This is a genomic window from Arthrobacter sp. 05T47 (assembly GCF_056395825.1).
The window spans coordinates 19,926-45,933 of record NZ_JBFTKG010000020.1; the positions used below are offsets into that span (position 1 = coordinate 19,926).

General features: G+C 67.1%; 21 protein-coding genes. 7 read left to right on the forward strand and 14 right to left on the reverse strand.

Features of this window, described 5'->3' with window-relative positions; all coding sequences use genetic code 11:
- Positions 1-211: 211 nt before the first annotated feature.
- Positions 212-820, reverse strand: a complete 609-nt coding sequence (locus AC1DEY_RS14460; protein WP_476868543.1) for a helix-turn-helix domain-containing protein — start codon at positions 818-820, stop codon at positions 212-214.
- A 684-nt stretch (positions 821-1,504) separates the two neighbouring features.
- On the opposite strand from AC1DEY_RS14460, the gene AC1DEY_RS14465 reads away from it, so the two are divergent.
- Together AC1DEY_RS14465 and AC1DEY_RS14470 are read left to right on the forward strand one after the other, a co-directional pair.
- Positions 1,505-2,809 carry an MFS transporter gene (locus AC1DEY_RS14465; protein ID WP_441410219.1) on the forward strand — a complete coding sequence of 435 codons (1,305 nt, stop codon included), beginning with the start codon at positions 1,505-1,507 and terminating at the stop codon, positions 2,807-2,809.
- 126 nt (positions 2,810-2,935) lie between these two features.
- Positions 2,936-3,391: a cytidine/deoxycytidylate deaminase family protein gene (locus AC1DEY_RS14470; RefSeq protein WP_476868544.1), complete on the forward strand. Its 456-nt coding sequence runs from the start codon at positions 2,936-2,938 to the stop codon at positions 3,389-3,391.
- A gap of 308 nt (positions 3,392-3,699) precedes the next feature.
- On the opposite strand, the gene AC1DEY_RS14475 is transcribed toward AC1DEY_RS14470, so the two are convergent.
- Complete coding sequence (locus AC1DEY_RS14475) at positions 3,700-4,119, reverse strand: DUF4383 domain-containing protein (protein ID WP_441410221.1); 420 nt, start codon at positions 4,117-4,119, stop codon at positions 3,700-3,702.
- Positions 4,120-4,360: 241 nt separating this feature from the next.
- On the opposite strand from AC1DEY_RS14475, the gene AC1DEY_RS14480 reads away from it, so the two are divergent.
- Positions 4,361-5,680: a cell division protein PerM gene (locus AC1DEY_RS14480; protein ID WP_476868545.1), complete on the forward strand. Its 1,320-nt coding sequence runs from the start codon at positions 4,361-4,363 to the stop codon at positions 5,678-5,680.
- A gap of 42 nt (positions 5,681-5,722) precedes the next feature.
- Here the strand turns inward: AC1DEY_RS14480 and AC1DEY_RS14485 are convergent, their stop codons facing one another.
- Entirely contained in the window at positions 5,723-6,154 is a 432-nt protein-coding gene (locus tag AC1DEY_RS14485; RefSeq protein WP_476868546.1) for a hypothetical protein, read from the reverse strand.
- Between the two features lie 39 nt (positions 6,155-6,193).
- Between AC1DEY_RS14485 and purN the strand changes: the two genes are divergently transcribed.
- A complete protein-coding gene (purN, locus tag AC1DEY_RS14490) occupies positions 6,194-6,772 on the forward strand; it encodes a phosphoribosylglycinamide formyltransferase (protein ID WP_476868547.1) in 579 nt (192 codons plus the stop codon).
- 136 nt (positions 6,773-6,908) lie between these two features.
- A complete protein-coding gene (locus AC1DEY_RS14495) occupies positions 6,909-7,829 on the forward strand; it encodes a hypothetical protein (RefSeq protein ID WP_476868548.1) in 921 nt (306 codons plus the stop codon).
- 92 nt (positions 7,830-7,921) lie between these two features.
- Here the strand turns inward: AC1DEY_RS14495 and AC1DEY_RS14500 are convergent, their stop codons facing one another.
- A complete protein-coding gene (locus tag AC1DEY_RS14500) occupies positions 7,922-9,274 on the reverse strand; it encodes an MFS transporter (RefSeq protein ID WP_476868585.1) in 1,353 nt (450 codons plus the stop codon).
- Between the two features lie 161 nt (positions 9,275-9,435).
- Between AC1DEY_RS14500 and purH the strand changes: the two genes are divergently transcribed.
- Positions 9,436-11,121 (forward strand): bifunctional phosphoribosylaminoimidazolecarboxamide formyltransferase/IMP cyclohydrolase, encoded by a 1,686-nt coding sequence (purH, locus tag AC1DEY_RS14505; protein WP_476868549.1) that lies wholly within the window; start codon positions 9,436-9,438, stop codon positions 11,119-11,121.
- Positions 11,122-11,764: 643 nt separating this feature from the next.
- On the opposite strand, the gene AC1DEY_RS14510 is transcribed toward purH, so the two are convergent.
- Positions 11,765-12,784: a trypsin-like serine peptidase gene (locus AC1DEY_RS14510; protein WP_476868550.1), complete on the reverse strand. Its 1,020-nt coding sequence runs from the start codon at positions 12,782-12,784 to the stop codon at positions 11,765-11,767.
- Between the two features lie 246 nt (positions 12,785-13,030).
- Between AC1DEY_RS14510 and AC1DEY_RS14515 the strand changes: the two genes are divergently transcribed.
- The gene (locus tag AC1DEY_RS14515; RefSeq protein WP_476868551.1) at positions 13,031-15,253 is read left to right on the forward strand and encodes an NADP-dependent isocitrate dehydrogenase; all 2,223 of its coding nucleotides are present in this window, start codon (positions 13,031-13,033) and stop codon (positions 15,251-15,253) included.
- A gap of 154 nt (positions 15,254-15,407) precedes the next feature.
- On the opposite strand, the gene AC1DEY_RS14520 is transcribed toward AC1DEY_RS14515, so the two are convergent.
- The 9 genes from AC1DEY_RS14520 to mmsB form a co-directional block, all read right to left on the reverse strand.
- Entirely contained in the window at positions 15,408-15,992 is a 585-nt protein-coding gene (locus tag AC1DEY_RS14520) for an SRPBCC family protein (protein WP_476868552.1), read from the reverse strand.
- Between the two features lie 131 nt (positions 15,993-16,123).
- The gene (locus AC1DEY_RS14525; RefSeq protein ID WP_476868553.1) at positions 16,124-16,660 is read right to left on the reverse strand and encodes a mucin-associated surface protein; all 537 of its coding nucleotides are present in this window, start codon (positions 16,658-16,660) and stop codon (positions 16,124-16,126) included.
- Positions 16,657-17,886: a serine/threonine-protein kinase gene (locus AC1DEY_RS14530; RefSeq protein ID WP_476868586.1), complete on the reverse strand. Its 1,230-nt coding sequence runs from the start codon at positions 17,884-17,886 to the stop codon at positions 16,657-16,659. The genes AC1DEY_RS14525 and AC1DEY_RS14530 overlap by 4 nt, the downstream gene beginning before the upstream one ends.
- 537 nt (positions 17,887-18,423) lie before the next feature.
- On the reverse strand, positions 18,424-19,722 hold the full coding sequence (locus AC1DEY_RS14535; protein ID WP_476868554.1) for a hypothetical protein: 1,299 nt from the start codon (positions 19,720-19,722) through the stop codon (positions 18,424-18,426).
- Between the two features lie 141 nt (positions 19,723-19,863).
- Positions 19,864-20,934 (reverse strand): Gfo/Idh/MocA family protein, encoded by a 1,071-nt coding sequence (locus tag AC1DEY_RS14540; RefSeq protein ID WP_476868555.1) that lies wholly within the window; start codon positions 20,932-20,934, stop codon positions 19,864-19,866.
- A 244-nt stretch (positions 20,935-21,178) separates the two neighbouring features.
- On the reverse strand, positions 21,179-21,886 hold the full coding sequence (locus tag AC1DEY_RS14545) for an ABC transporter ATP-binding protein (protein WP_476868556.1): 708 nt from the start codon (positions 21,884-21,886) through the stop codon (positions 21,179-21,181).
- Positions 21,887-21,888: 2 nt separating this feature from the next.
- A complete protein-coding gene (locus AC1DEY_RS14550; RefSeq protein ID WP_476868557.1) occupies positions 21,889-23,334 on the reverse strand; it encodes an ABC transporter permease in 1,446 nt (481 codons plus the stop codon).
- A gap of 211 nt (positions 23,335-23,545) precedes the next feature.
- Positions 23,546-24,649: a substrate-binding domain-containing protein gene (locus AC1DEY_RS14555; protein WP_476868558.1), complete on the reverse strand. Its 1,104-nt coding sequence runs from the start codon at positions 24,647-24,649 to the stop codon at positions 23,546-23,548.
- A gap of 65 nt (positions 24,650-24,714) precedes the next feature.
- Entirely contained in the window at positions 24,715-25,983 is a 1,269-nt protein-coding gene (gene mmsB / locus AC1DEY_RS14560) for a multiple monosaccharide ABC transporter permease (protein WP_441410235.1), read from the reverse strand.
- Positions 25,984-26,008 lie beyond the last annotated feature (25 nt).

The following is a 26,008-nucleotide window of genomic DNA, read 5'->3' on the forward strand; positions in this document are numbered from 1 at the left end:
CATGCCGTCTGGCGGAATGCCTTGCTCGGCGGCCGGTGAGGTAGACGGTGTGCAGGAGGAGTGAGCGGCGGCGCTGACCGCGAAATCCACCCGGCAGAGGGTATGACACAGCGCGGCCCGTTGCGGACCTGGCTGCAGGGTATGGGAAGGGTTCCGGCGGACACTGATGTGCCCGGGCCGGAGAACGGCGACGGCGGCTAGGGCCAGCCCATCACCACGCGTGAGGTGCGTTAACCCAGATCGCTACGCAGACCTCTTCGTAGCTGTTCTTGTACCAATGCGGTGTCTCCGAGGAGAAGGTGATCGAATCTCCTTCTTCCAGGGTGTAGCACTCGCCGTCCAGGAAGATGTCTTTCCGGCCGGAGAGAATAATGCCGAACTCCTCGCCGCTGTGCCGGAAAGGTGTGGCGCTGGTGTCGTGGCCTGGCGGACTCACGATCCATTGAGCCTCCAGCGCGCCGTTGAGGTCCGGAGTGAGCAGTTCATAGACCGCCTCACCCACAGACTTCTTGGTCACGCCTTTGAGGTTTCGCCGCTCGGCCCTGCGGACCACGGGCGACCTGGTTTCTTCCTGTCCGAGGAAGAACTTCCCTACGGGGATGTCCAGGCCGTGCGCCAGCTGCGCCAGGGTGGTGAAAGACGGATTGGCCAGGCCACGTTCGATCTGGCTTACGATCGCCGGGCTGAGGCCGGTGACTTCGGAGAGCTTCGCCAGGGTCATCCCTTTGTCTTTGCGCATGTTGCGGACCTTGTTGCCTACGGTGGCAAGAAGGACGCTCGTGCCGGCTGGGGAGGATCCCGCGACGCTTTCGTTAGCCATGGTCCGTCTTTCGTTTGGTGAGCTGACACACATAACTATAGTGAAAACTTTTAGCGAATCAATGGTTTTCGTAAATTTCTTGCAGATCATGCGCAGCTCTGCGGTTGGCCGGAGCGGGGTTCGGCGCCGGCCTTGGGGCCCTCCGGGGGCCTGCTGTGGGCCTGCTGTGGGGCCGATCCGGGCCTGCTGCCGCTAGGGCTGCAGGTCGCCCGGCGGCATCGTCCGAGGTGAGGCCATTCTTTCCAGAAAACCATTGACTCTGTGAAGATCTTCAATATAGTTGTGTGAGCCGCAACACTATGGGATCAACGCTGAACGAACAGGGATTGGACGCAGCAGCCTTCTGGCGGAAGGTGCGCCCGGCCCGCGTTCGTGATCGCTTCCTATGTACTGATGCAGTGGCATCTTCCAGGCCATCCGCAGCACCTGATGCTGGTCGGTAAACTAGGTACGCGTTCCTGAGCGGTCCGTCCCTGGTTGCCGGGCTGGATGGCCCGTTTGCATTCAATCGCTACGAAGAGGCACGCGTAGCTATCTGGGCTAACTCACCTCCCATGTGGTGAGCCCGGTCCCTCCCTGCGGACCAAGCCAAACGATAGTTTCGATTACCCCGACCCCAACAGGGCGTCCGCCGGTAATCCGTACCCTCCCGCGCCCCGAAGGGCCGGGGGAAGGAAAAGTATCATGACTGACACTGTCGTCAAGATTGACGTAGAGGGCGGCCGGAAGTCCCGGCTGTCGCCGGAAGTACGCCGCGGGCTTCTGGGCCTCGGGCTCGGAAACACCCTGGAATGGTACGACTGGATGGTCTTTGGCCTCCTGTCGGCCTTCATCGGGCCAAAGTTCTTCCCGTCCCAGGACCCCGTTGCCGCGACCCTGAGTGCACTGGCCGTTTTCGCCGTCGGCTTCGCGTTCCGTCCACTGGGCGGCGTCCTGCTCGGCACCTTCGCCGACAGGATCGGACGACGCCGGGTAATGCTCTGGTCCATCATGATGATGGCGGTCACCACGCTGATCATTGCCGTGTCGCCCACCTATGACCAGATTGGCCCCGCAGCCGGCGTCATCCTGCTGGTCTGCCGCATCGTCCAGGGTATCTCCACTGGCGTCGAAGCTCCGCTGTCCACCGCCCACGCCGTCGAACTGGTCCCCGAAGGACGCGAGGGCTTTGTTGCCGGCATCATCTCCTTCTACGTCAACGCAGGGATCCTGCTCGCCTCGCTGGTCAGCTGGTTGTCGTCCCTGATGCTCGGCGGAGCCGTCATGGCCGACTGGGGCTGGCGTGTGCCCTTCATCGTCGGTGCGGCCTTCGGCTTCGTCGTGGTCTACCTTCGCCGGACCCTTCCGGAAACCATGAAGCCCGAGGAGCTCGCGGAGAACTCAGCCAAGACGGTCTGGGGCGGCGTGCGCAAGCACTGGCTCAGCGTTCTGGCCATCACGTTCGTCGTCGGTGCGGCGCAGGCCTACAACTACGCCTGGAACACGGGCCTCCCGACGGCGGCCCGCAGCGGCTTCAAGGAAGACGCCACGGCTGTCTTCGCACTGACCACCGTCCTCGGCGTCGTGCTGGTGGTCGGAAGCCTCATCATCAGCAAGGTCGCCGACGGCAAGTCGATGTCCAAGTGGTTCCTGATCACCCGCGCGCTTGCCATTCCGTCGGTCTTCCTGATGCTGATGTACGTCAAGCCCGGCATCGCCGGCTTCGCTGCGGTGCTTCTTGGCGGTTCTGTTGTGCTGGTCCTGAACATGACCCTGTACAACGTGATCACCAGCTCGCTCATGCCGAAGGGATGCCGCGGCGCCGGAACCGCCCTCGGCTACGGCCTCGGCGTCGCGCTCTTCGGCGGCACGGCGTCCTACCTCCTGGTCTGGCTCCAGTCCATGAACGCGTCCTGGATCTTCCCGGTCTACGTCGCCGTCCTGTCGGCGCTCAGCATTGTGTTCTACCTGCTGGCCCGGAAGAAGAACGGCATCTTCGTCGGCCGGTAGGCAGTTCGTCGGCCGGTAGGAACCCAGGGCAGAAAACCCGACACGTTGGAACACAGGAAGCAGGAATGGAGAGTGGGAACGCTCATGGACGCCAGTCGCCCGGACCAAAGCAGCAAGGAGGCAAGCGTGATCTCCTTTGAACTCGACGCGTCGGACGTGGAGCTCTATGAGGCAGCCCGCAGGATGTTGCTGACCGCCCATCACAGTGAGAACCACCGGGTGGCAGCGGCCATGCGCGGTGAGTCGGGGGCCATCTACCTCGGACTGCACATTGGCGCCAAGCGACTGAATGTGTGCGCCGAATCCAGCGCTCTGGCCAATGCACGCATGGCACAGGAGAGCTCGATCCACTCCGTGGTGGCGGTCAGCATGGACGGGCACGGGGAGCCCCAGGTCACCAACCCCTGCGGCCTCTGCCGGGAACTGCTGCGATCCTACGGAACCGAGACATCCGTCCTGGTCGATGCCGAGGGCGAGGTGGGCAAGATCCGGATCAAGGACCTGCTGCCTTTCCCGTGGATGCGGGCCGCCGAAACGGAGTGGGACACCCTCCCGCCCCGTGTGGAGGTCGGCACCACCTAGCGCTGGGCCCAACTGACTCGCAGCAGAGGCCGTTTTGAGCCCTCAGAACGGCCTCTGCTGCCAGTTGGATGGGAGCATGGGCCGCCGGTGCAACCTGCTTGGCCCACGGAAGGCCGGGACCCACAAGGTCCCGGCCTTCTTGCGTGCCCGGCGCGCCGCCGTCGTCGTCCGCGCCGGGACGCCGCCGTCGCCGGAAAATTCCCGGACATAAGGAAGCTGGTGCAGCCGCCGCGTTTCCGCTAAGCCACTGCACCAGCAGGTAGTACGAATTTTCTGAATACTATGAAACGTTACTCATTCGCGGCTCCCTAGGTCCCGGGGGTTGATGACCGGGTCTTTACGTCTTCTTCAAGGTGCCTCGTCATCAGCCAGCCTGCGCCGGCCATTGCCACGCCCATTACCATGAAGGCCCAATTGTCCATGGTGTTCAGCGACAGGAAGTTGGCCGCCGAATTCACGCCGACGATGAAACCGTAAATGCTAAGGACGATGTACAGCAGACCGGAGCCCATGAGGAAATTCCGGGCGCCCAGGGCAGTCCGGGACATGCTCACGCCGGTGGCGCCGATCGCGAGCTGAACGATGTTCAGCAACATCGACACCTGGAACAGGTTCAGGAACAGGGCCTTGGAATCGGGCCCGAAGAACCTCAGTTCGCTGTAATTCGTAGTGATGCCGGGGATGAACCCCAAGATGCCCACGACGATCAGGACGATACCCACACCCATGCCAACGTTCTGTACATCTGTCCGACCAAAATGAACGCCGTGTGCATGAGGAGATGCGGTAGTCATTATTGCCTCCAACCACTGATTGCGGACATTTACAATTTTACGACCGGGGTCTGGAAAAAGCGCCGGGAGGGCGGGTGCGGCAACCGAGAGGCCGCGCTCGGCAATTAGCACGGATTCGGGCGTTGTGCCTGTCGGAAACCGGGCGGATGCCGGGCCCGTGGCACCATGGATCTCGATGAAACTGCGCGCTGATCAGACCGGACAACGTGGCCTCCCCATGCCCCTGGGGCTGCAGGGTGCCCTAGAGTCCGCCCAGGCCGCCGTCATATCCGCCCTCGTGGTGGTGGCGCCGATCGTCATGGTCTGGGCCACGGCCGGATTCCAGCACGGCGGGTTCGACGTCCTGGCACGCCTCGCCGGCCAGGCCTGGCTGCTGATCCACGGCGTTCCGCTGCTGCTGGACACCCCCGGCGCCGGGGCCGCGGCGCAACCGGAATCCGGCACGCTCTCGCTCATCCCGCTGGGCCTGACCCTCATCCCGTTCCTGCTCGCCTGGCGCGCCGGCCGCCGGCTCGCCCGCGCCTCCTACACCGACCAGCTCTGGCAGGCGTTGCTCGGCTCCTGGCTGATGTACGCCGGGTTCGGCCTCGCCACGGGCTTCGTCTGCCGCACGGCCGACGTCGGCATCAGCCTTTGGGCTGCCGCACTCATTCCGCTCATCCCGTTCGGCCTCGGCATGGTGGTCGGCGCCCGCCGGGAGGCAGGCTCGTGGAGCCGGCTGATCGGCGTCGACGCCGTGGCCTGGCTCTCGCGAACCAGCCAGCACTCCCGCTGGGCCGGCTCCTACCTGGGCTCGGCCATCAAGGCAGGATCGGTGGCGCTGATGGCGAGCCTGGCGATGGCGGCGGCGCTGCTCGCCGTCGACCTCTTCATCCACTGGAACCTCGTGGTGGCCGTGTATGAAGGGCTCGACGCCGGTGCCATGGGCGGCTCTGTCCTCACCATCGTGCAGCTGGGCTTCCTGCCCAACCTCGTGGTGTTTGCGCTGGCGTGGATCTGCGGCTCGGGGTTCGCACTGGGCGTCGGCTCCCTGGCCGGCCCGCTGGGGACGGCCGTGGGGCCGCTGCCGTCCGTTCCCGTGTTCGCCGCGCTGCCGGCCGGCTCGCTCGACTTCGGTTTCGTGGCCCTGGTGGTGCCGGCGCTGGCCGGGACGCTGGCGGGCTGGTGGTTCCTGCGCGAAGGCGAGAACCACTTCGACGAGTGGCTCYCCATCAAGATCCGGGCCCGCTGGTTTACCGCCGCGGCCTCCACCCTGGTCCTGGGCGCCGTGATCGGCTCCGTCGCAGGGCTGCTCGCGGCGGGCCTGGCCTGGCTGGCCCGCGGCTCGGCCGGCATCGGGAGGCTGACGGAGATCGGGCCCGACCCGCTCCGCACGGCAGTGTTCATGGCCGCGGAGGTGGGGATCGGCGTCGTGATCGGCTACGCGGCCGGACCCTGGCTGGAACGCCAGCAGAAGCTGCGCGAGGCCGACCTGGAAACGGTCAGCAACCGCTGACGCTGACGTGTTGCGCGGGCTAGCGCGGGCTGGGGGAGTTGGTTAGCGCAACTGCGTGGGCATGGAGTGCTCCAGCTGCGTCCGGCAGGCAGAGGTTGCCTGCTCCGTCAGGGCGTGGCGGACGCACTGCTGGTAGTCGCGGATCTGGCTGAAGAACAGCGTCGAGGCCAAGACGATCAGCAGCATCACCGCGGTGACCACCAGCCCGGAGATGGTGCCGAACAGGACCAGCCGCGATTCCTTGTCCTTCACCGCCCGGACCAGCACCACGATGCCCAGCACGATCCCGGCCACCGTGAGCAGTGCCGTCAGCCACAGGTACGCCACGTCGAGCTGGAAAACGAAGAACGAGCCCAGAACCGCGACGATGAACAGGCGGAACAGCGTGTGGGTCAGCCGCGGGGTTTCTGTGGCCGCGTGACTGCGCGGATCCCGGCCCGGCTCGCCGCCGCCGGAGTCCGAGGGGGAATTCATGTTTTCCAGCCTACGCGAGCGGCCCCATAAGCTAGGACCATGCGCATAGTTGTCCTCGTTTCCGGCACCGGCTCCAATCTCCAGGCAGTTATCGACGCCGTGAAGTCCGGAGCGCTCGACGTCGAGATCGCCGCCGTGGGCGCCGACCGGCCGGGGACMTGCGGGATGGAGCGCTCCGCCGCRGCCGGAATCCCGACGTTCGTGGTGGACTTCAAGGCSTACCCGGACCGGGCKGCSTGGAACGCKGCCCTGACCGACRCCGTCGCCGGCTTCGCCCCGGACGTGGTGGTGTCCTCGGGCTTCATGCGGATTGTCAGCGCGGACTTCATCGACGCCTTTGGCGGCAAATACCTCAACACGCACCCGGCGCTACTGCCGGCCTTCCCCGGCGCCCACGGTGTCCGCGACGCCCTGGCCTACGGCGTGAAGGTCACCGGCTGCACGGTGCACTGGGCCGATGCCGGCGTGGACACGGGACCCATCATTGCGCAGGAAGCCGTGGCGATCGGGGACGGCGAATCCGAGGAATCCCTGCACGAGCGCATCAAAGTCGTCGAGCGCCGGCTCCTGGTCTCCACCTTGGCATCCCTGGCCGCGGCGCAGCACGCCCCGGCCTGATTTTTCCCCCAACTGACTCGCAGCAGGGGCCGTTTTGAGCGGCCAAAACGGCCCCTGCTGCTAGCTAGTTGGTTAGACAGGTAACGGCCTGTGGATAACTCCATGACGAAGTCCTCGGCTTTGCGACGATAGGTCGATGAAGACACCTCGGCCAATCCCGGCTCCGCTCGGCTCGGCGCCGTTTACCGTCCAGGAGGCAGCCGACGCCGGGGTCAGCCGGCGCAGGCTCAAGCATCAGTCCCTGTGCATTCCGAGCCGCGGGATCCGCTTGCCATCAGGACACCCTGCTGAACTGAAGCTCCATGCCCGGCCCCTCGCCCTTATTACGCGATTCTCTGCGGTCTCCCACGCGACCGCCTTCCTGCTCTGGGAGTTTCCTGGCTTCCTACCGGGCTCTCATACCCCGGGCATCCACATTTCCCGTCCGGACACGATGGCAATACCGCGGCGCAGGGGCGTGATCGGCCACGTCGGGCAATTCTTCGCGGACGAGATCACCACGGTCGACGGCGTGTTTGTAACCACGCGGACCAGGACTTGGCTGGACTGCGCTCGGAAGATGAGCATCGATGAGCTGACCGTGGTGGCGGACCACTTGTTGCGCCACCCGCGCCACGCGTTGGAAAGCCGGACGGAGCCCTATGCCAGCCCGGGGGAACTCACCGCGATGCTGGACCGGCACAAGGGTACGCCCGGCATCCGCAAGGCGCGGCTTGCCTTGGAACAGGCCCGGATCGGTGCAGATTCGGCGCCCGAGACGAGGCTCCGGCTTGCGCTATGCCGTGCGGGACTGCCGGAACCGGTACTGAACGTGACCACAGTCCTGCGATCCGGCGTCGCGCGTCAACCCGATCTTGCCTATCCGGAGCACCGGGTTGCCGTGGAGTACGAGGGGGACGGGCACTCCGAACCTGCCCAGATCATCCGTGACATCGCCAAGGAAGAGGACTTCAGCGGCGCTGGCTGGACCTTGGTCCGGATCTCGAAGCGGCACATGGAGTACGACGCGCGGGCCGCAGTCGCCAAGGTCCGCGCCGCGCTCGCCCGCCATGGTTGACAGCCCAACTAGCTGGCAGCAGGGGCCGTTATAGACGCTCAAAACGGCCCCTGCTGCGAGTCAGTTGGGTTGAGACAATGGGTGGGGGCGCGYTATTCGAGCCGGCGCTGCTTGGTTTCGGGGGCGAAGAACGCCATCCACAGCACGGAGAGCAGCACCAGTCCGCCGGCCAGCGCGAACGACGTCGCGAGCCCCAGTTCCGGCCACAGGATGGCCGCGAAGATCAGCGGCCCGAACCCGGCGCCCAGCCGGGAGAACGTCGAGGCCCAGCCGAAGCCCGAGCCGCGCAGTTCCGTGGGGTACAGCTCGGAGACATACGCGTAGAGCACCGGGATGGCCACCTGGACCACAAAGCCGAACACCAGCAGCCAGAACACGGCCGCCGTCGGGATGTCCACCACGATCGCCACAATCACCAGCGTCAGMGCGGASAGMGGGCCCGTGATGGCGAGGATCCACTTGCGGCCCACCCGCTCCACCAGCAGGGCGGCCACCACCACGCCGAGGAGCCCGACAGCGGCCATCGACGCCGTCGTCAGGAAGGCCTTGTACTCCTCGAACCCGGCGCCGATCAGGATCCGCGGCATCCACGTCAGCGACARGTAGTAGACCAGCAGGATGCTGAAGAACAGCGCCCATGCCGCCGTCGTGATCTTCCAGTTGAACTGCCAGAGCGMGCGCAATTGCGTCCAGGCGCTRCCCGCMGAGAGGCGCGGCGCGTCCTGCGSGGCRGGCAGGCTGTAGACCCGGGGCTCGGCGCCGGTGGCCTCGACCAGGCTGTCGATCACCTTCGCGGCCTCRTCGCGGCGGCCCTTGCGGATCAGGAACAACGGGGATTCSGGCACGCTGCGGCGGACCCAGAACACCAGCAGYGCCGGCAGCACCATGACCAGCATGGTCAGCCGCCAGTCCGCGAACRCCGCGACCAGCCCCGCGGAGACGAACCCGCAGAGGGCGGCTCCGATCGGCCACCAGCCATCCATCGCGGTGAGGACCCGGCCGCGATTCTTGCGSGGTGTGAACTCGCCCACCAGCGCATAGTCCACCGGGATGCAGCCGCCCAGGCCGAACCCGGCCAGGAAACGGAACAGGACAAACCACATGAAGTCGGGGGAGAACGCGCCGAGCACMGTGAAGATGGAGAAGATCAGCAGGGTCGCGGTGAAGGCCTTCTTGCGCCCGATGGTGTCCGCGATGGTGCCCCAGACGAAGGCGCCCAGGGCCATGCCRATCAGGTTTGCCGTCCCGATCCACGCGGCATCGCCCGGGCTCAGGGACCAGTGCTTGGACAGCAACGGAATGAGGATGCCGTTGAGRGTGACGTCCCAGGCATCGAACATGAAGCCCAGTCCGCCGATCAGGAAGATCCGGCCTTGGACCTTCCACCGCCACGGCAGTTCCTGGACCACCTGTTCGCCGCTGGGCACAGTGGTGTACGTGTTCATCTTGGCCTCCTGCTTTAACCCTACGTCGCCCGGCCGCGGCCCGGGCGTGCTTCACACTCCGGCGCGCGGGCAGCCCCGAGGGAAGGCGGAGGGCCGGGACGCGATAAACTGGCCGCATCCCCACCACCCGCGGCCCGCCGCGATATAAGACGGAGACTTTTGTGAGCTTCACGCAGCTTGACCGTGTATCCATCGACCGAGTGCCCATCCACCGGGCACTGATTTCGGTCTACGACAAGACCGGTCTGGAGGAGCTCGCTCGGGGCCTGCACGCAGCCGGCGTCAAGATCGTCTCCACGGGCTCCACGGCCAAGAAGATCGCCGCCGCGGGCATCCCCGTGCAGGAGGTCGAGGAAGTCACCGGCTCACCGGAAATGCTGGATGGCCGCGTCAAGACCCTGCACCCGCGCGTGCACGGCGGCATCCTCGCGGACCGCCGCGTCCCGGCCCACATGCAGACGCTCGCGGACATGGAGATCGAGCCGTTCGACCTCGTCGTRGTCAACCTCTACCCGTTCGTGGAGACCGTGAAGTCCGGTGCCGCGCCGGACGACGTCGTCGAGCAGATCGACATCGGWGGYCCCGCGATGGTGCGCTCCGCCGCGAAGAACCACGCCGCCGTCGCCATCGTGGTGGACCCGGCCTCCTACGGYGCCGTGGTGGAGGCGGCCGCCTCRGGCGGCTTTGACCTGAAGACCCGACGCCGGCTCGCCGCCAAGGCGTTCGCGCACACCGCGGCCTACGACACCGCSGTGGCCACYTGGACCGCCAGCCAGTTCCGCGACGAGGACGGCGACGGCGTGATCGACTGGCCCGCCTACGCCGGCCTGGCMCTGGAACGCTCCGAGGTGCTGCGCTACGGCGAAAACCCGCACCAGCAGGCCGCACTGTATGTGGACAAGGCCGCCCCGGCCGGCATCGCGCAGGCCGACCAGCTGCAYGGCAAGGCCATGAGCTACAACAACTTCGTCGACGCCGACGCCGCCCTGCGCGCCGCSTTCGACTTCGCCGAGCCCGCCGTCGCGATCATCAAGCACGCCAACCCCTGCGGCGTGGCCGTGGGTTCMGCGTCCGCGGCGGACCCCATCGCCGACGCCCACGCCAAGGCCCACGCCTGYGATCCGGTGTCCGCGTTCGGCGGCGTCATCGCCGCGAACCGCACRGTCACCGCCGAAATGGCGCGCACMGTCGCCGGGATCTTCACGGAGGTCGTCATYGCGCCGGACTTCGAGGACGAGGCYGTSGAGATCCTGTCCAAGAAGAAAAACATCCGCCTCCTGGCCCTCCCYGACGGCTACGGCCGCTACCCGACCGAGTTCCGCCAGGTCTCCGGCGGCATGCTGGTGCAGGCCACGGACAAGGTCGACGCCGACGGCGACAACCCCGCCAACTGGACCCTCGCCGCGGGCGACGCCGCCGATGCCGCCACCCTGGCCGACCTCGCGTTYGCCTGGACCGCCTGCCGCGCAGCCAAGTCCAACGCCATCCTGCTCGCGGACAACGGTGCCGCCGTCGGCATCGGCATGGGCCAGGTCAACCGGCTCGATTCGTGCAAGCTCGCSGTCGAGCGCGCCAACACCCTGGGCGTCACCGTGGCGTCCGACGTCGASGGTGCYGGCGGCGCTTCGAATGCCGACGCAGCCGGTTCGCCGGAGCGKGCCCGCGGCGCCGTCGCGGCGTCCGATGCGTTCTTCCCGTTCGCCGACGGGCTGCAGATCCTGATCGACGCCGGTGTGCGCGCCGTGGTCCAGCCCGGCGGATCCGTCCGGGACGAGGAAGTCATCGCCGCGGCCAACGCCGCCGGCATCACGATGTACTTCACGGGAGCCCGCCACTTCTTCCACTAGGCCTAGATCCTGCCGGGTCCGGTCCGGCSGGGCCTGATTCCGCCGGGCCGCATCCGCGGGGCCTGGTTCCGCGGGGCCGCACAAAGAATGGACATGCCCTCCCTCATCCGGAGGACATGTCCATTTTTTGTGCCCAAGAGTGGGTTGGTGGCCTGCCCGCGGAACATGCCCATTCTTTCCGCGGGACATGGTCATTTTTCGCGGCAAGGAGAGGGCATAAGGGGGATATGTCCAGGCCTCGGCGGGTGGGGAGGGCATGTCCTGCTAAATCTGGCATGGGCAGGTCCAACCCGGGAACATGCCCATTCTTTCCGCGGGACATGCTCATTTTTCGGGGCAAGGAGTGGGCATATGGGGGATATGTCCAGGCCTCGGCGGGTGGGGAGGGCATGTCCCGTGGAGACCCGCCGTCGTGAACCAAGAAAACCAGCGCGGGGCCACTGCGGCTTCCTCACTGCTGAAGATGGGCCGCAAGTGACCCCGCGCTGGAGCATCAAGCTGGGGTAACAAGGTGGGCTAATCAGGCTTGGGCAACAAAGCTTTGGATGCCCGGACCTGGAGTAACACTAGGGGTACCAAGGCCGGGCACCCACGTCCCCGGACTGCACGGGCCCGGCGCGAACCGGGCCCGTGCACCCGGAGGCTAGGAAGCGGCGGCCGTGGTGTAGGCCTGCTGGATCACGCTGCCCCAGTACGGGCCATACATGGTGGTGGAGTTGGTGCCGTAGCCGTAGCTGTTGATCGAGTTCTGGTAGCCCGAAGCGCTGCTGCCGATGAACCACGGTCCGCCCGAAGACCCGCCGGTCATGTTGCAGGGAATCCCCTGGGTGTTGAACTGCGGGTTGTAGGGATCGTTGGTGGCCGTGCCGGAGCAGCTCTTGAGGGATTCACCGTTGAACGGGGCCGCGGCGGGGTAGCCGAACGACTTGTAGCTCAGGCCGCGGGCGGCGTTGAACTGCAGTCCGGAGGCGCCGACGACGTCGCTCAGGTACTGGCCGTTCAGCGTGGACATGACGGCGAAGCCGGTGTCGTAGGTCATGTCGCCGGAGGAGCTCCACTGGGTGGGGGCGTAGAGGGCCTTGGCCGTCCACTTGCCGTAGGGCGAGGCGCCGTTGAGGTACGCCGGGACGAACGTGAACTTGGTGGCGAAGGCGCCCGGGCCCTCATTCACGCAGTGCCCGGCCGTGGAGACGGTGCTCTTGTTGCCGGAGGACACTGCGTTGCCGGAGCAGACGTAGTTGGTCCCGCCGAGGGTGAAGAAGACCTTGCCGATGTGCGGGACGGGGGATTCGCTCGCATTGGCCTTGGTCTGCGGCGTCTGCGTCAGCGCCGGCTGGGACTGCTGCTTCGGTGCGGTCGCCTCGACGGTACTCGGGGCGGCACCCTCCAGCAGTGCCGCCGCGGGCTTGGCCGCGGCCTTGCCGTTCCGTTTCATGGCCTTGTCCGCCAGGACGTCGCCGGGGACGGCGTTGCGCATGCGGTCCGCGGTCCAGTAGTCGGCCGCGCCGGTCTCTGTGACGGTGTGGCTTGTGACATCGGATGTGGAAACCGGTGCCTTGGCCGGGGCTGGGGAGGCGGTGGCCGCCCCCGCGGCACTCAGGGCCAGCAGCGCCGCGGCCGAAAGAGTCAGCAGGCTGGTGGCCAGAGTCTTGGGTGTTCTCATGGGTGTCCTAACCGGTGGAAATATGGGGCGACAGCTGGTGGCGGCCGCTGGATGGAACGAAACTACGGCAATTTGACTAATCTGTAAAGTCGATTGTCAATTCTTGTTAATCCGCATGTGGGGTGTCACGCATCCGTCCGCGCACGACGCCGGTAGGCGTCAACGGGGGCACCTCGGGTAAGTTAGGGGTGTTGAGATAACACAAGATTCCGGAAATACCCAGACCTTCAGGGAGACGCCCGAGCAATGGCAAAGATTATCTATACCCACACCGACGAAGCGCCGATGCTGGCCACCTATTCGTTCTTGCCGATCATTGAGGCGTTCGCCTCGACGGCCGGTGTGGAAGTGGAGACCCGCGACATCTCGCTGGCCGGCCGCATCATCGCCGCATTCGGCGACTACCTCACCGAAGAGCAGCGCGTCAGTGACGCCCTGGCCGAGCTTGGTGCCCTTGCCAAGACGCCCGAAGCCAACATCATCAAGCTGCCCAACATCAGCGCCTCCGTGCCGCAGCTGAAGGCGGCAATCGCCGAACTCCAGGGCCACGGCTACGCGCTGCCGGACTACCCGGACAACCCCTCCTCGGACGAGGAAACGGACATCCGGTCCCGCTACGACAAGATCAAGGGCTCCGCCGTGAACCCGGTCCTGCGCGAAGGCAACTCGGACCGCCGCGCCCCGCTCTCGGTCAAGAATTACGCCCGCCAGAACCCGCACAGCATGGGTGCCTGGACCCCGGAATCGAAGACCAACGTGGCCCACATGGAGGCCGACGACTTCCGCGCCAACGAGAAGTCCGTGGTCATCGACGCGGACACCAACATCAAGATCCAGCTCGTCAAGGAAGACGGCACGGTCAAGGTCCTCAAGCGTGCCTTCCCGGTCCTGGCCGGCGAGGTCATCGACGGCACCGTGATGCGCGCCGCCGCCCTGGACACGTTCCTGGCCGCACAGGTTGCCCGGGCCAAGAAAGAGGGCGTGCTCTTCTCCGCCCACCTGAAGGCCACCATGATGAAGGTCTCGGACCCCATCATCTTCGGCCACGTCGTCAAGGCCTACTTCGCGGACCTCTTCGCCACCTACGGCGAGCAGATCGCCGCCGCCGGACTGAGCCCGAACAACGGCCTCGCCTCCATCCTCAACGGCCTCGAGGACCTGCCCGAGGAAATCCGCGGCGACGTCCAGGCAGCGATCGAAAAGGGCCTCAACGACGGCCCCGAACTCGCCATGGTCGATTCCGACAAGGGCATCACCAACCTGCACGTTCCCTCCGACGTGATCGTCGACGCCTCGATGCCGGCCATGATCCGCAGCTCCGGCCACATGTGGGGCCGCGACGGACAGGAAGCCGACACCCTGGCTGTCCTCCCGGACAGCAGCTACGCCGGCATCTACCAGGTCGTCGTCGACGACTGCCGCGCCCACGGCGCCTTCGACCCCACCACCATGGGCACCGTCCCGAACGTTGGCCTCATGGCCCAGGCCGCCGAGGAATACGGCAGCCACGACAAGACCTTCGAGATCCAGTCCGCCGGCACCGTGCAGATCGTCGACGACGCCGGCACCGTGCTGATCGAGCACCAGGTCGCCCCCGGCGACATCTGGCGCGCCTGCCAGACCAAGGACGTGCCGATCCGTGACTGGGTCAAGCTGGCCGTCACCCGTGCCCGCGCCTCCGCTACGCCGGCCATCTTCTGGCTGGACAAGGGCCGCGCACACGACGCCCGGATGATCGCCAAGGTGGAGGAATACCTCAAGGACCACGACACCGAGGGCCTGGAGATCGCCATCATGTCCCCGGAGAAGGCCACCGCCTTCACCATCGAACGCATCCGCAAGGGCGAGGACACCATCTCGGTGACCGGCAACGTGCTCCGCGACTACCTCACGGACCTCTTCCCGATCCTGGAACTGGGCACCAGCGCCAAGATGCTCTCCGTTGTGCCGCTCATCAACGGCGGCGGCCTGTTCGAGACCGGCGCCGGCGGATCCGCCCCGAAGCACGTCCAGCAGCTGCTGAAGGAAAACCACCTGCGCTGGGACAGCCTGGGCGAATTCCTCGCGCTGGCCGTGAGCTTCGAGCACCTCGCCACGAGCACGGGCAACGCCCGCGCCCAGGTCCTGGCCGACACCCTGGACCGCGCCACCGGCACCTTCCTGCTCGAGGACAAGTCCCCCAAGCGCAAGGCCGGCGAGCTGGACAACCGCGGCAGCCACTTCTTCCTGGCCAAGTTCTGGGCCCAGGAACTGGCCCGCCAGGACGACGACGCCGAGCTCGCCGCGGCCTTCGCCGCCGTTTCCGGCGCACTGGACTCCAATGAGGACGCCATCACCGGTGAACTCCTGGCAGTGCAGGGCTCCCCGGTGGACATCGGCGGATACTACCGTCCGGACGCGGCAAAGGCCTCCGCGGTCATGCGCCCCTCGGCCACTTTCAGCGAAGTGCTTGCCACGCTGACAAAATAGCGGCCCCACTGCCCAGACAAAGGAGCACTCAGCCAGCGCCCGGCAGTCCCCGGCTCACCGCCACGCAGAACGCCCCGTCCCCCACAAGGGAGGCGGGGCGTTTCTGCTGCCCGTCCGGAGGCGCAGCCACACGTCAGGTCAATGCGAACTCTGGTCAGCGTTGCTGGTCCTGGTCGAAGGGCGGCTCGGGAGCAATGTCCGGGTCGGCGTCCACGCGTTCGAAGGCAGGCTCCGCGCTGTAGCCCACTTCTTCTTGGAGCGGCACGGCGGTGGTGGCGCCCGGAGCGACGCCGTCCACGCGTCCGCGCCATCCGCCCGTCTCGGCGCCGCGCCCTTCAATAAAGAGCTTGAATTTCTTCAGGTCGGCAGCAACCTGGCGGGAATCGAGGCCGATCGCCGCGCCGATCTTTTCCGCTGCCGAGTCCGGCTCCCACCTCAGCTCTACGTTAACCTTCGTTTCGGCGTCGCCGAGGTCCTCGAACCAGACGGTGCCGGCGTTCCGTGGTTCATCAAGGCTTTCCCACGACACGCGCTGGTCGGGTTCCTGTGTGGTGATCCGCGCGTCATATTCGCGCCGGACTCCACCGATGCTGGTCTTGAAGTGGACAGTGGTGTCGTCGAGTTGCTGAACGGATTCCACACCGCTCATGAAGAGCGGAAATTCCTCGAATTGCGTCCACTGGTTATAGGCCTGGCTCAGCGGAACATTGACTTCAATGGATTCCTGAACAGTTGCCATGCAGGGGTCACTCCTTCGATTGGCGGGCGGCAGCCCGCGATTCTTGGTCGTTGACCGGCATAAAGCCGCGTTCCCTTACGCTAGCGGGGTTTGGCCAAAATAGTAAGCAGGCTGACGACAGTGACGACGAATCAGCCGTTGCCCTTCCCTTTTTCCTTTCCCTTGGCCTTGCCGCTGTTCGCCGGGGCGGGGGCAGGAACGACGGCGGCCGGTGCCGGCGCCGCGGCCGCAGCAGCTGCCGCAGCAGCTGCCGCAGCAGCTGCCGCAGCAGCCGCGGCGGCCTGGGCTGCGGCTTCTTTCTCGGCCGCCAGGCGGGCTGCCTCGGCCGCAGCCTGTTGCGCGGCAAGGTCGGCCCGGACGGCGTCGATGGATGACTTGATGCTCTGGTGGCGTTTGAAAGACACTTCGCCGCTCGCGGCTGCAGCATCCAGCCCGGCCAGCAGCTCATCAAGCCTTTTCAGGGAGCTCGCGGGGTCGTTGGAGGCTGCAGCTTCGCTGACCGCCAGGACCTGGGACTGCAGCTGCCTCGCCGCGTCGCGGCCCAGCTCGGGGGCCGGGGAGCCGCAGCCTGCCAGTGCCCCCGCCAGCAACAGCCCGGCGAGCAGGCCTGCGGGCCATCTGTACGGCGACCTGTGGCGGTTCCGCCCAGCGATGCGCGATTGGCTCATGGTTCCACGCTCTTCTGGAGATCCTTCAGATGATCGCCGAGCGACCCCGTGACAGTGGGGTAGGGGACGACGTCGGGGGCAGTAGGGGTAGAGATGGGGATCGCAATCGCTGCCCCAACGGCTAGCACGGCCAGCGCGGCGAGCACAACGGCCAGCCGGGTGCGGCGCCCGGCACCGAGGAACCATGCGGCCCCACGGGAAGCGGGGCGATTGAAGCGGTGGCGTGGCCGGGCCGATATTGATCCAGTGTCCAGCACGTACAGGGGACGTGTTCGGCCAGCAGCCCAGGCTGCGCGTCGGGGTGGGCGGGGCGGCCTCGCCGGCGGGGCGGGGAGGACCCGTGTGGGTTCCGTCTTGACGGGCCCCGGCACGGACCCGGGGGAAACGAGGGCGAAGCGGAAGGCTGACTCGAGATCGGCAGCAGAGGGGCGCGCCAGCGGGTCGAGGTCGGTCATGGCCCGGATAATCCGGGCCCACTCGGCGGGCACGGCGTCCGGAATGGCGGGGGCGCGGTGCAGACGGGCCACCGCGGATTCGACGGCACTGCCCGGGTACTCCACTTCGCCCTTGAGGCATTCGAGCAGGACCAGGCCCAGGGAGTAGATGTCACTTGCCGGTCCGAGGTCGGCGCCGCGGGCCTGTTCCGGACTGAGATAGGCAGCGGTTCCCACCATGGTTCCCGTGGCCGTCAGCCGGGTCCCGTCGACGATCCGGGCGATTCCGAAGTCTGTGAGCTTGGGCCGAAGCGGCTCGCCCGGCCGGACCGGCACCAGGAGGATGTTGGCGGGCTTAATGTCCCGGTGAATGATGCCGAGGCCGTGAACATACGCGAGGGCGTCCGCCGTCCCTGCGCCGATCACGGCCAACTCCTCCAGCGGCAGGGGACTGTGACGGACACGGGTCCGCAGGTCCTGGCCGTCCAAGAGCTCCATGGTCAGGAAGGGCCGGGGCTCGTCGGGAATCCTAGTGTCCGTCCCGGCGTCGAACAGCGTCACCAGGCTCGGATGGTTCAGGGTCGCCAAGAGCTTGATCTCTGCTTCCTGGCGGCGAAGCTCGTCTGGATCGGCCGACTGTGGTGCGAAGAGTTTCAGGGCCACGTCCCGGCCAAGGTTGAGGTCCTTGGCCGTGTAGACCGAGGCCATCCCGCCCCGGCCAATCACCTCGCCCAGCTGATAGCGCCCGCCCAATGGCTCCGCCGCGATGCTGTTGGGCGATCCGTCCACGATGTCCCCCGTACCTTCCGTGTGCGCACCGTCGGCGCACTTAGAGAATGATACGGGGACGGATTCCGCTTCTGTGCCGACCGGAGGCCGACCGGCCGCGCCGGTCCCGGCATGGAAGCGCAGTGCTAGAGGTATTGCATGGCGTAATTCTGCCGGTCCGCTCATCTGCAGGGCCTTACCGCCGGAGCCAGTGCTTGCCGTTGGGTCCCCCAGCGGACCCAACGACCTCGCTCCGGCGGTTACAAGACCTCAACGGGAGCGGGGCATGCGTTACGGCGGCCGCGGTCTGCACCCGGGACGCGGACGCTGACCAGAGCGTTCCTGGTGCGCGGGGGAGTGCAGTCCATCCCGGAACGGCCCGGATGCGGGCATGGACGCGGTGGTCAGTGAAGGCGCTGACGGGATCAGGCCGGAAGCATTTGGGGTGCCGGAAACCCGGCGGTGGACGGTGGAGTCCATGGGGAGTTCTCCTGGGTGACTGTTAGCGGGCGGCCAAGGCAGCCCGACGGGCCGTGCTCTGTGGAGGCAGAGACGGCCCGATTAGTCGGGAGAAGAACCCGGATCAGCGCAAACGGCTGAGTACTCGTGCTGGAGCGGACCGCTGATGGGGTCGGCACCTGTCGTGGGCAGGCTGAAGAACAGGCTGGGCATCCACGCCGCCGTTCCTGTTGGCCCGTTGGCCGTGTGCCCGCTGCCGGATCCGGAGCCCGGAGCAGGCGGGAGTGCGTCAGGCACAGGCAGGCCCGTACCGCCATGCCACGGGCTCGGACCCGGGTTGCCGGCGGGAGCCGGTGGCTCGCCCGTTCCGGTGGGAGGCTCCGCCGGAGGGGCTGCGCCTGCCGCAACCGGTGCCGCCGCGGGGTGTCGTTCAGGGACCAGCCAGGCAGAATACGCCACCGGGGCACGGTAGGCCGCAGGTAGAGCGGCCGTCCCGGGGCCAACAGACGCCGAAGGTGCCGGCGATGTTGCCTCGCCCGGACCCGTCTTTCCGGCGGCTGCCTTTGCCGTGGCCGCCTTTACTGTGTCTGGGTTTCCGGTGCCTGGGGTGGACGTGCCTGGGTTTGCGGTGCCCGCGTTGGGTGTGCCCGCGTTTGAGGGCCCGGCGGTGGGGTTGCCCGCCGACGGCGATGCGCCGTCGACAGCTGCAGGAGTCCCCGCCGGTGTCCCTGCCGGTGTCGCCGCCGGGTCTCCGGGCAGAGGGACCGGATCGGGAATGGGGACCGCGGGGTCCGCCACCGGCGGATCGACGACGGGAGACGGGGCCGAGGGGTCAACGACCGGGGGGACGATTCCGGGGTCCGGGACGGCAGGAACCGCCGGGACACCGGGGTCCACCACCGGCACGGTTGCCGGCGGGGTGGCTGCTGGTCCGGGGAGCGCGGGGGCCGGCGTCGTCGGATCTGTGTTGGCCGGATCTGTGTTGGCCGGGTCCGTGCCGGCCGGATCCACGTCGCCCGGTTGGGTCGCGGGCGGCGGCGCGTCTGTGGCTGCGGCGTCGGCAGCGGCGGTCTCGGCCGCGGCGGCAACCTGCAGGCCGGGAACGGCGCCCGCCGACCACGTGCGCGCCGGGGCCGGGGCGATGTCCAGGGAGACCAGGCCCTCTAGGGCCGGAACGGGGAGGTCGTCCGCGTCAGCGCAGCCGGCGGCGGCCGCTGTAGAACCGGCGTCCTCGGCCGGTCCGGAGAACGTGCAGGCGTCATCCGCCTGCGCGGCGGCGGCGGAGAGCGTCAGCCATGCGGCGCCGGCGACGGCGGCCAGGAGCACGCGGCGCACGGGGCGCAAGTGGCCCGAGGGGCGCAGGATGCGGCCCGCGCGGAAGGACGCAGCTGCAGGTTCCATGCGCGCACCCCCGCTCCCGGAAGACTGGACAATTGCCTACAGGGTAAGTCGGCCCCCAAGGAGAGTCCAGAGTAGAGCCGAAACTGTGCGCAGACTGAGACACTTGGCATGCAGCCGGTTCCGACCGCCCGCGGGCCCGGGTCAGTGGGCGTCGTTCGGATAGCTCACTCCAAGTTGCGCGCGGACACCGTCGAAAAGCCGCATCGTGTTCAGGGAGTCCTCCAGCGGCATGACCGGGCTCTCAGTGAGTCCCTGCTGGATGCACCGGGTGACCTCGCGGAGCTCGTAGGTGTAGCCCCGCCCGACCACCGAGAACTGCTCGGTGCGGGGATCGTCGAAGCCGATCCTGATGAGCAATTCCTTGGGGTTGTTAATGGAGCCGGAGGCCTGCAGGTAGCCCTGGCTGCCGGCGACCGTGGCCGTGCGGGGTCCATGCGCCAGCAACGAGGACGTCAGTTGGGCCTGGGCGCCATGGTGGTAGCCSAGSGTCAAGGCGTTCTGGGCGTCCACGCCGTCGTCGTTGACCCAGCCRGTGGCGCTGACSGTYTGCGGGAASCCCAAGGTGCCCAGAGCCCAGAGCAGCGGATACACCGTCAGGTCCAGCAGGGCGCCGCCGCCGTCCTTGGGCGACCAGAGCCGGGACGCGGGGGAGTAGGGCGCCGGGAAACCGAGGTCGGCGCCGACCCATTTGATCTCGCCGATCTCGCCCGAGGCAGCGATCTCGAAGGCCCGCTGCATGCTGGGCAGGAACCGGCTCCACACCGCCTCCATCAGGAACAGGCCCTTTGCCCGGGCCACAGCGATCAGCTCGGCGGCCTCCCGGGCGTTGACGGTGAGGGCCTTCTCGCACAGCACATGCTTGCCGGCGTTGAGGGCTGCAAGGGCGATCCGGTGGTGGTGGGCGTGCGGCGTGGCGACGTAGACGACGTCGACGCCGTCGTCCGCCAGCAGGCGGTCATAGCCGCTCACGCCGTCCCGGTCACCGTAGGCGCGGACAAAGCCGTAGTCGGTTGCGAAGGCATCGGCCGCCGCCTGGCTGCGGGAGCTGACGGCGTAGAGTTCCGCATCGGAGAGCAATTCAAGGTCGCGGGTGACGGCGGCGGCGATCCCGCCGGTTGCGATGATGCCCCAGCGCAGCCTAGCGCCGGTGGCTGTGCGGGGATCCTGGTCCGGCTGGCTGAACAGCCACGGCTTCGCGATGAGGGCAGACATGGTGCCATCTTCTCACCCGGGGGCGGAAGGTCCGCGGTGTCGCCGGCCCTGGCACGCCGGAGGATAAACGCCGGAGGCTCGACGCCGGGCTTTCAGTTCAGGGGTTCAGGTAAGGAGTTCAGTTCAGGAGGTGTAGTTCGGGCCGTTCGACGCCGGAGCTGCGGGCGGACCCCCAAGGCCCGCCCGCCGCTCCGACGCCGGAACGGCGCCGCAGCCCCGGCGCCGGAGAGGCGCCGGGCGGACCTCAGCCGGTGACGGCCACCGTCGCGCGGGGCCGGGCCGTTTCCTCCGTGAGCCGGCCCTGCTGGAGCCGGAAGCGCCGGTCCGTCTTGTTGGCCAGGGCGCGGTCGTGGGTGACCACCAGGATGGTGGTGTTGTGGTCCCGGCTGAGCGTGCTGAGCAGCTCGATGATGTGCTCACCGGTCTGCTCGTCCAGGTTGCCCGTGGGCTCATCGGCCAGGATCAGCTTGGGTTCGTTGGCCAGCGCCCGCGCGATCGCCACCCGCTGCTGCTCGCCGCCGGAGAGCCGGTAGATGCGCCGCACGTGCTTGTCCGGATCGAGCTGGACCTGTTCGAGCAGCGCCCGGGCGCGTTCGGCCCGGACGGACTTGCGCACCCCGGCAAACTCCATCGGCAGCATCACGTTGTCCACGGCCGAGAGGTTCGGAATCAGGTTGAACTGCTGGAACACGAATCCGATATCCCGGCGGCGGTAGTTGGTCAGCTTCCCGTCCGGCAGGCTGGCCAGGCTCACGCCGTTGACCACCACATCGCCGCTGGTGGGCTTGTCCAGGGCTCCGAGCAGGGAGAGCAGGGTGCTTTTGCCGCTGCCGCTCTTGCCCACGATCGAGGCCAGCGTGCCCTGTTCGAGCTCGAAGCTGACGTCGTTCACCGGCTTGATGGTCCGGTCGCCGGACTTGAATGTGCGGACCAGGTTCTTGACTTCGATCATGGCTACTCTCCTCGGAGGACTTCGATGGGACGGATGCGTGCGGTGAGCAGGGCCGGGACGAGGGCCCCGATGATGGCGACGCCGAACACCGCGGCGATGCCGGCGGCGATGACGCCGGGGGAGGCGCTCGCCGTCACGGAGGTCAGCAGCTGGCTCGCGCCGCCCAGGGGTCCGCCCTGGCCGCCGGGGAACCCGCCGGCGAACCCGCCCGGGCCGCCGCGCTGGCCGGTCGCCGCGCTCGTGCTGGAGCTGCTTGAGCTGATGAGGGCGCTGGCGATGCCGCCGCTGGCAAAGGAGGCGACGGCCGCGCCCACCACGCTGCCCAGGGCCACCAGGACCAGTGCCTCGAGCACAAACTGCAGGCCGATGGTGCGGTTGGGGGCGCCGATGGCCTTCAGGACACCGATCTCGCGGCGGCGTTCGCGGACCAGCATGACCATGATCAGCAGGATGATCAGGCCGGCGGTGCCAAGGGCGGCGACGAAGGCGATGAAGGAAATGTTCTTGACGCTGTCCAGCGAGCTGACGGCGGTCTCAAGGTTCCGCTGGCCCTGGGTGACGTCGGCCTTGTCCGAGCCCAGGGCCGCCTGCAGGGCGGTCTTGGCGGCGTCGACGTTTTCCATGCTGTTGACCGTGACGATCATCGTGGAGAGTTCGTCCGGCAGCGCGGCGAGGGTCTGGGCGGTCGGAAGCGTCACGTAGAGGGCGTTGTTGCCGAAGGCGGTCCCGGCGTCGAACAGTCCCCTGACGGTGAACGTCTGATCGCCGATGGTGAAGGTCGAGCCGACGCTAAGGCCGTTCTTGGTGGCCAGCGTGGTGCCCAGCAGGGCGCCGGTGGACGCGGCGGTGTAGTCGCCCAGGCCGGTACCCTGGGTCAGCTGCAGGGCCTTGCCGGTGGAGTCGACCTCGGCGCCGATGCCCGTGGCCGTGACGGGCAGCGAGAACGTGGGCGCCGCGGCTGTGCCGCTGCCGGTTGTGCCCGTTCCGGAGGTTCCCGAGGTGCCGGTACTGGCTTGGTTACGGTTGCCGAGCGTACCGGCGTCGACGGCGGCCGTGAGGCTCGTGGTGACTGATGTGGCCGACTGCCCGCCGGGGCCGCCCTGGCCTGTGCGCCCGGACGCGGCCTCGGCCGCAATTTCGGCGGCGTTGCGCAGGCGCAGCGCCTTGGTGCCGACCACGCTGCTGACGTTCGGGACCGCGGCGGCGGTGGCCGCCTGCGCCGAGGTCAGCGGTTCGCCGCCGCCCTCGAAGCCCTGGCCGCCGGCCGGATTCACGGTCAGGACCGTGCCCACCGAGGCGTTCAGCTCGGCGACCTTGCCGGTGACGGCCTGGTTGGCCACGAGCATGGCAAGGGCAAGGCCGATGGCTACGGCCAGCACGGCCACCACGGCGGCGGTCCTGACCTTGTTTCGAAAGGCGTTGCCTACACTCCGGGCAAGAACGCTCACGGTACTCCTAATTTTCTTGGGTGGTGCCACTTGCCGGACCCAATGCCCGGCGCTGGTCCCACAGTGGTACGGGCCGCTGTGCGAACCTCCCGGCGAAGCTATGGATCCGCTGTGAAGCGCAGTCAACGCAAGAGCCCCGGCCCTCCCTTGCGGGAGAGCCGGGGCTCTTGTGCCTGTCCGGCGCCCGTGGAAGGGGCACCTGGATAAGGAATTACTGCTTGGTGATCGGTCCGAGTACCGGATCGTTGGCGTAGGCCGTGTGGACGTTGGCCTGTGTCACGATGACCGGCTCCAGCAGGTAGGCCGGAACAACCTTGACCGTGTTGTTGTAGGACTTGTCGTCGTTGATCTCCGGCTTCTTGCCTGCCTGGATGTCGTTGACCATGACGATCGAGTGCTCAACGAGCGCGCGGGTGTCCTTGTTGATGGTGGAGTACTGCTCGCCCGCCATGATGGACTTGACGGACTCAACCTCGGAGTCCTGGCCCGTGACAACCGGGATCGGCTTGCCGGCGGCCTTGACCGAGGTGATGATGGCGCGGGCCAGGGTGTCGTTCGGGGACAGTACGCCGTCCAGCGCTGCAGTGCCGTAGGTTCCGGCGAGCAGGGTGTCCATGCGCTTCTGGGCGTTCTCTGCCTTCCAGCCCTGGGTAACTGCCTGCTCGAAGGTCGACTGGCCGGAGAGGACCTTCAGCGTGCCGTCGTCGATCTTCGGCTTCAGGACGCTCATGGCGCCGTCGAAGAAGACCTTCGCGTTGGCGTCATCAGGGGACCCTGCGAACAGCTCGATGTTGTACGGGCCGTCCGGCTTCTTGGCCTTCATTCCGTCCAGCAGCGCCTGGCCCTGGAGTACACCGACCTTGAAGTTGTCGTAGGCCACGTAGTAGTCCACGTTCGGGGTGTTCAGCAGCAGACGGTCATACGCGATGATCGTGGCGCCGGCGTCCTTGGCCTGCTGGAGCTGGGTGCCCAGCTGCGCACCGTCGATGGCGCCGACGATGATGACCTTGTCGCCCTTGGTGATCATGGCACTGATCTGGTTCTGCTGCTCCGAAACGCCGCCATTGGCGAACTGAACATCCGGCTTGTAGCCGGCCTTGGTGAGGCCGTCGTTGAACAGCTGCTCCGCCAGGACCCAGTTTTCCGAGGTCTTCTGGGGGAGTGCGACGCCGATCGCGGAGCCCTTCGGGAACGCCTCGCCTCCGGTGGTTGAACCGCCGGTAGTCCCGGTGTCCGAACGGCCGCAGGCTGTCAGCGCCAGTGCCGCAATAGCAGCGATTGCTGCTGCCTTTCCTGCTTTACCAATCATTCGCATTGCTTGGTTCACTTTCTTTTGGTGGTGTGCGGAGAACTATGGGAATTCGGGGCCGGGGGAGTGAATCAGATCCCCCGGGAGATGACCTCTTTGGTCTGGGTGGTTTCGTCGGCCTTGATCTCGCTGCTGCGGCCGAAGTTCTTCATCAGCATGCCGATGACCGACTTCTTGCTCTGGGTCTTGTTGTAGACGTCGAACGCGACGGCGATCAGCAGGACCAGGCCCTTGATCATCTGGGTGAGGTCGGCGCCGACGCCCAGGAGCTGCAGGCCGTTGTTCAGCACGGCCATGACCAGGCCACCGATGATCGAGCCGATCACGGTGCCCACGCCGCCGGTAACCGCGGCGCCGCCGATAAACACAGCAGCGATGGCGTCCAGTTCCCAGCCGACGCCGTCGAACGGCCCCGATGCGGTGGAGCGGCCGACGAAGATCATGCCGGCGAGGCCGGCGAGGATGGACATGTTCATCATGACCAGGAAGTTGACCTTCTTGGACTGGACGCCGGAGAGCTCGGCGGCGTGCCGGTTGCCGCCGACGGCGTAGATGTGGCGGCCGATGACGGTCTTGGAGGAGATGAAGCCGTAGATGAGGATCAGGACGGCGAGGATCAGGCCCGGGATCGGGAACGAGGTGCCGGGCCGGCCGGTGGCGAAGAGGTACGTGGCGTAGAGGATGGCGCCGCAGACCAGGACCAGCTTGAGGATGCTGATCCAGGCTTCGGGAACATCGGCGCCGAGTTCCTTGGCGGCGCGGCGGGAGCGGATCTCGCTGAAGATCACGTACGCGACGGCCAGCAGGCCGATCAGCAGGGTGAGGTTGTTGTATCCGGTTTTCGGGCCGATCTCAGGCAGGTAGCCGGAGCCGATGTACTGGAAGTCGCCGGGGACCGGGATGGTGTTCGACTTGCCGACGAACTGGTTGGCGCCGCGGAAGATCAGCATGCCGGAGAGCGTGACGATGAACGCGGGAATGCCGACGTAGGCGACCCAGAATCCGTGCCAGGCTCCGATCAGGACGCCCAGCCCCAGCCCCATCAGGATGCCGATGTACCAGGGCATGCCCCAGTCGCGGATGAAGAGGGCAACGCAGACGCCCACGAAGGCCGCGACGGAGCCGACGGAGAGGTCGATGTGGCCGGCGATGATGACCAGCACCATGCCGATGGCGAGGATCAGGATGTAGGAGTTGCCGTTGAAGAGGTTGATGACGTTGCCCGACGTGAGCGTGCGGCCCTCCGTGAAAATCTCGAAGAACACGATCAGCGCAACCAGGGCGAAGATCATGCCGAATTGGCGGGTGTTGCCGCCAAAGAGCTTCTTGAGCGCGTTCATTGTTTCAGTCCTTGTTTCCGGGTAG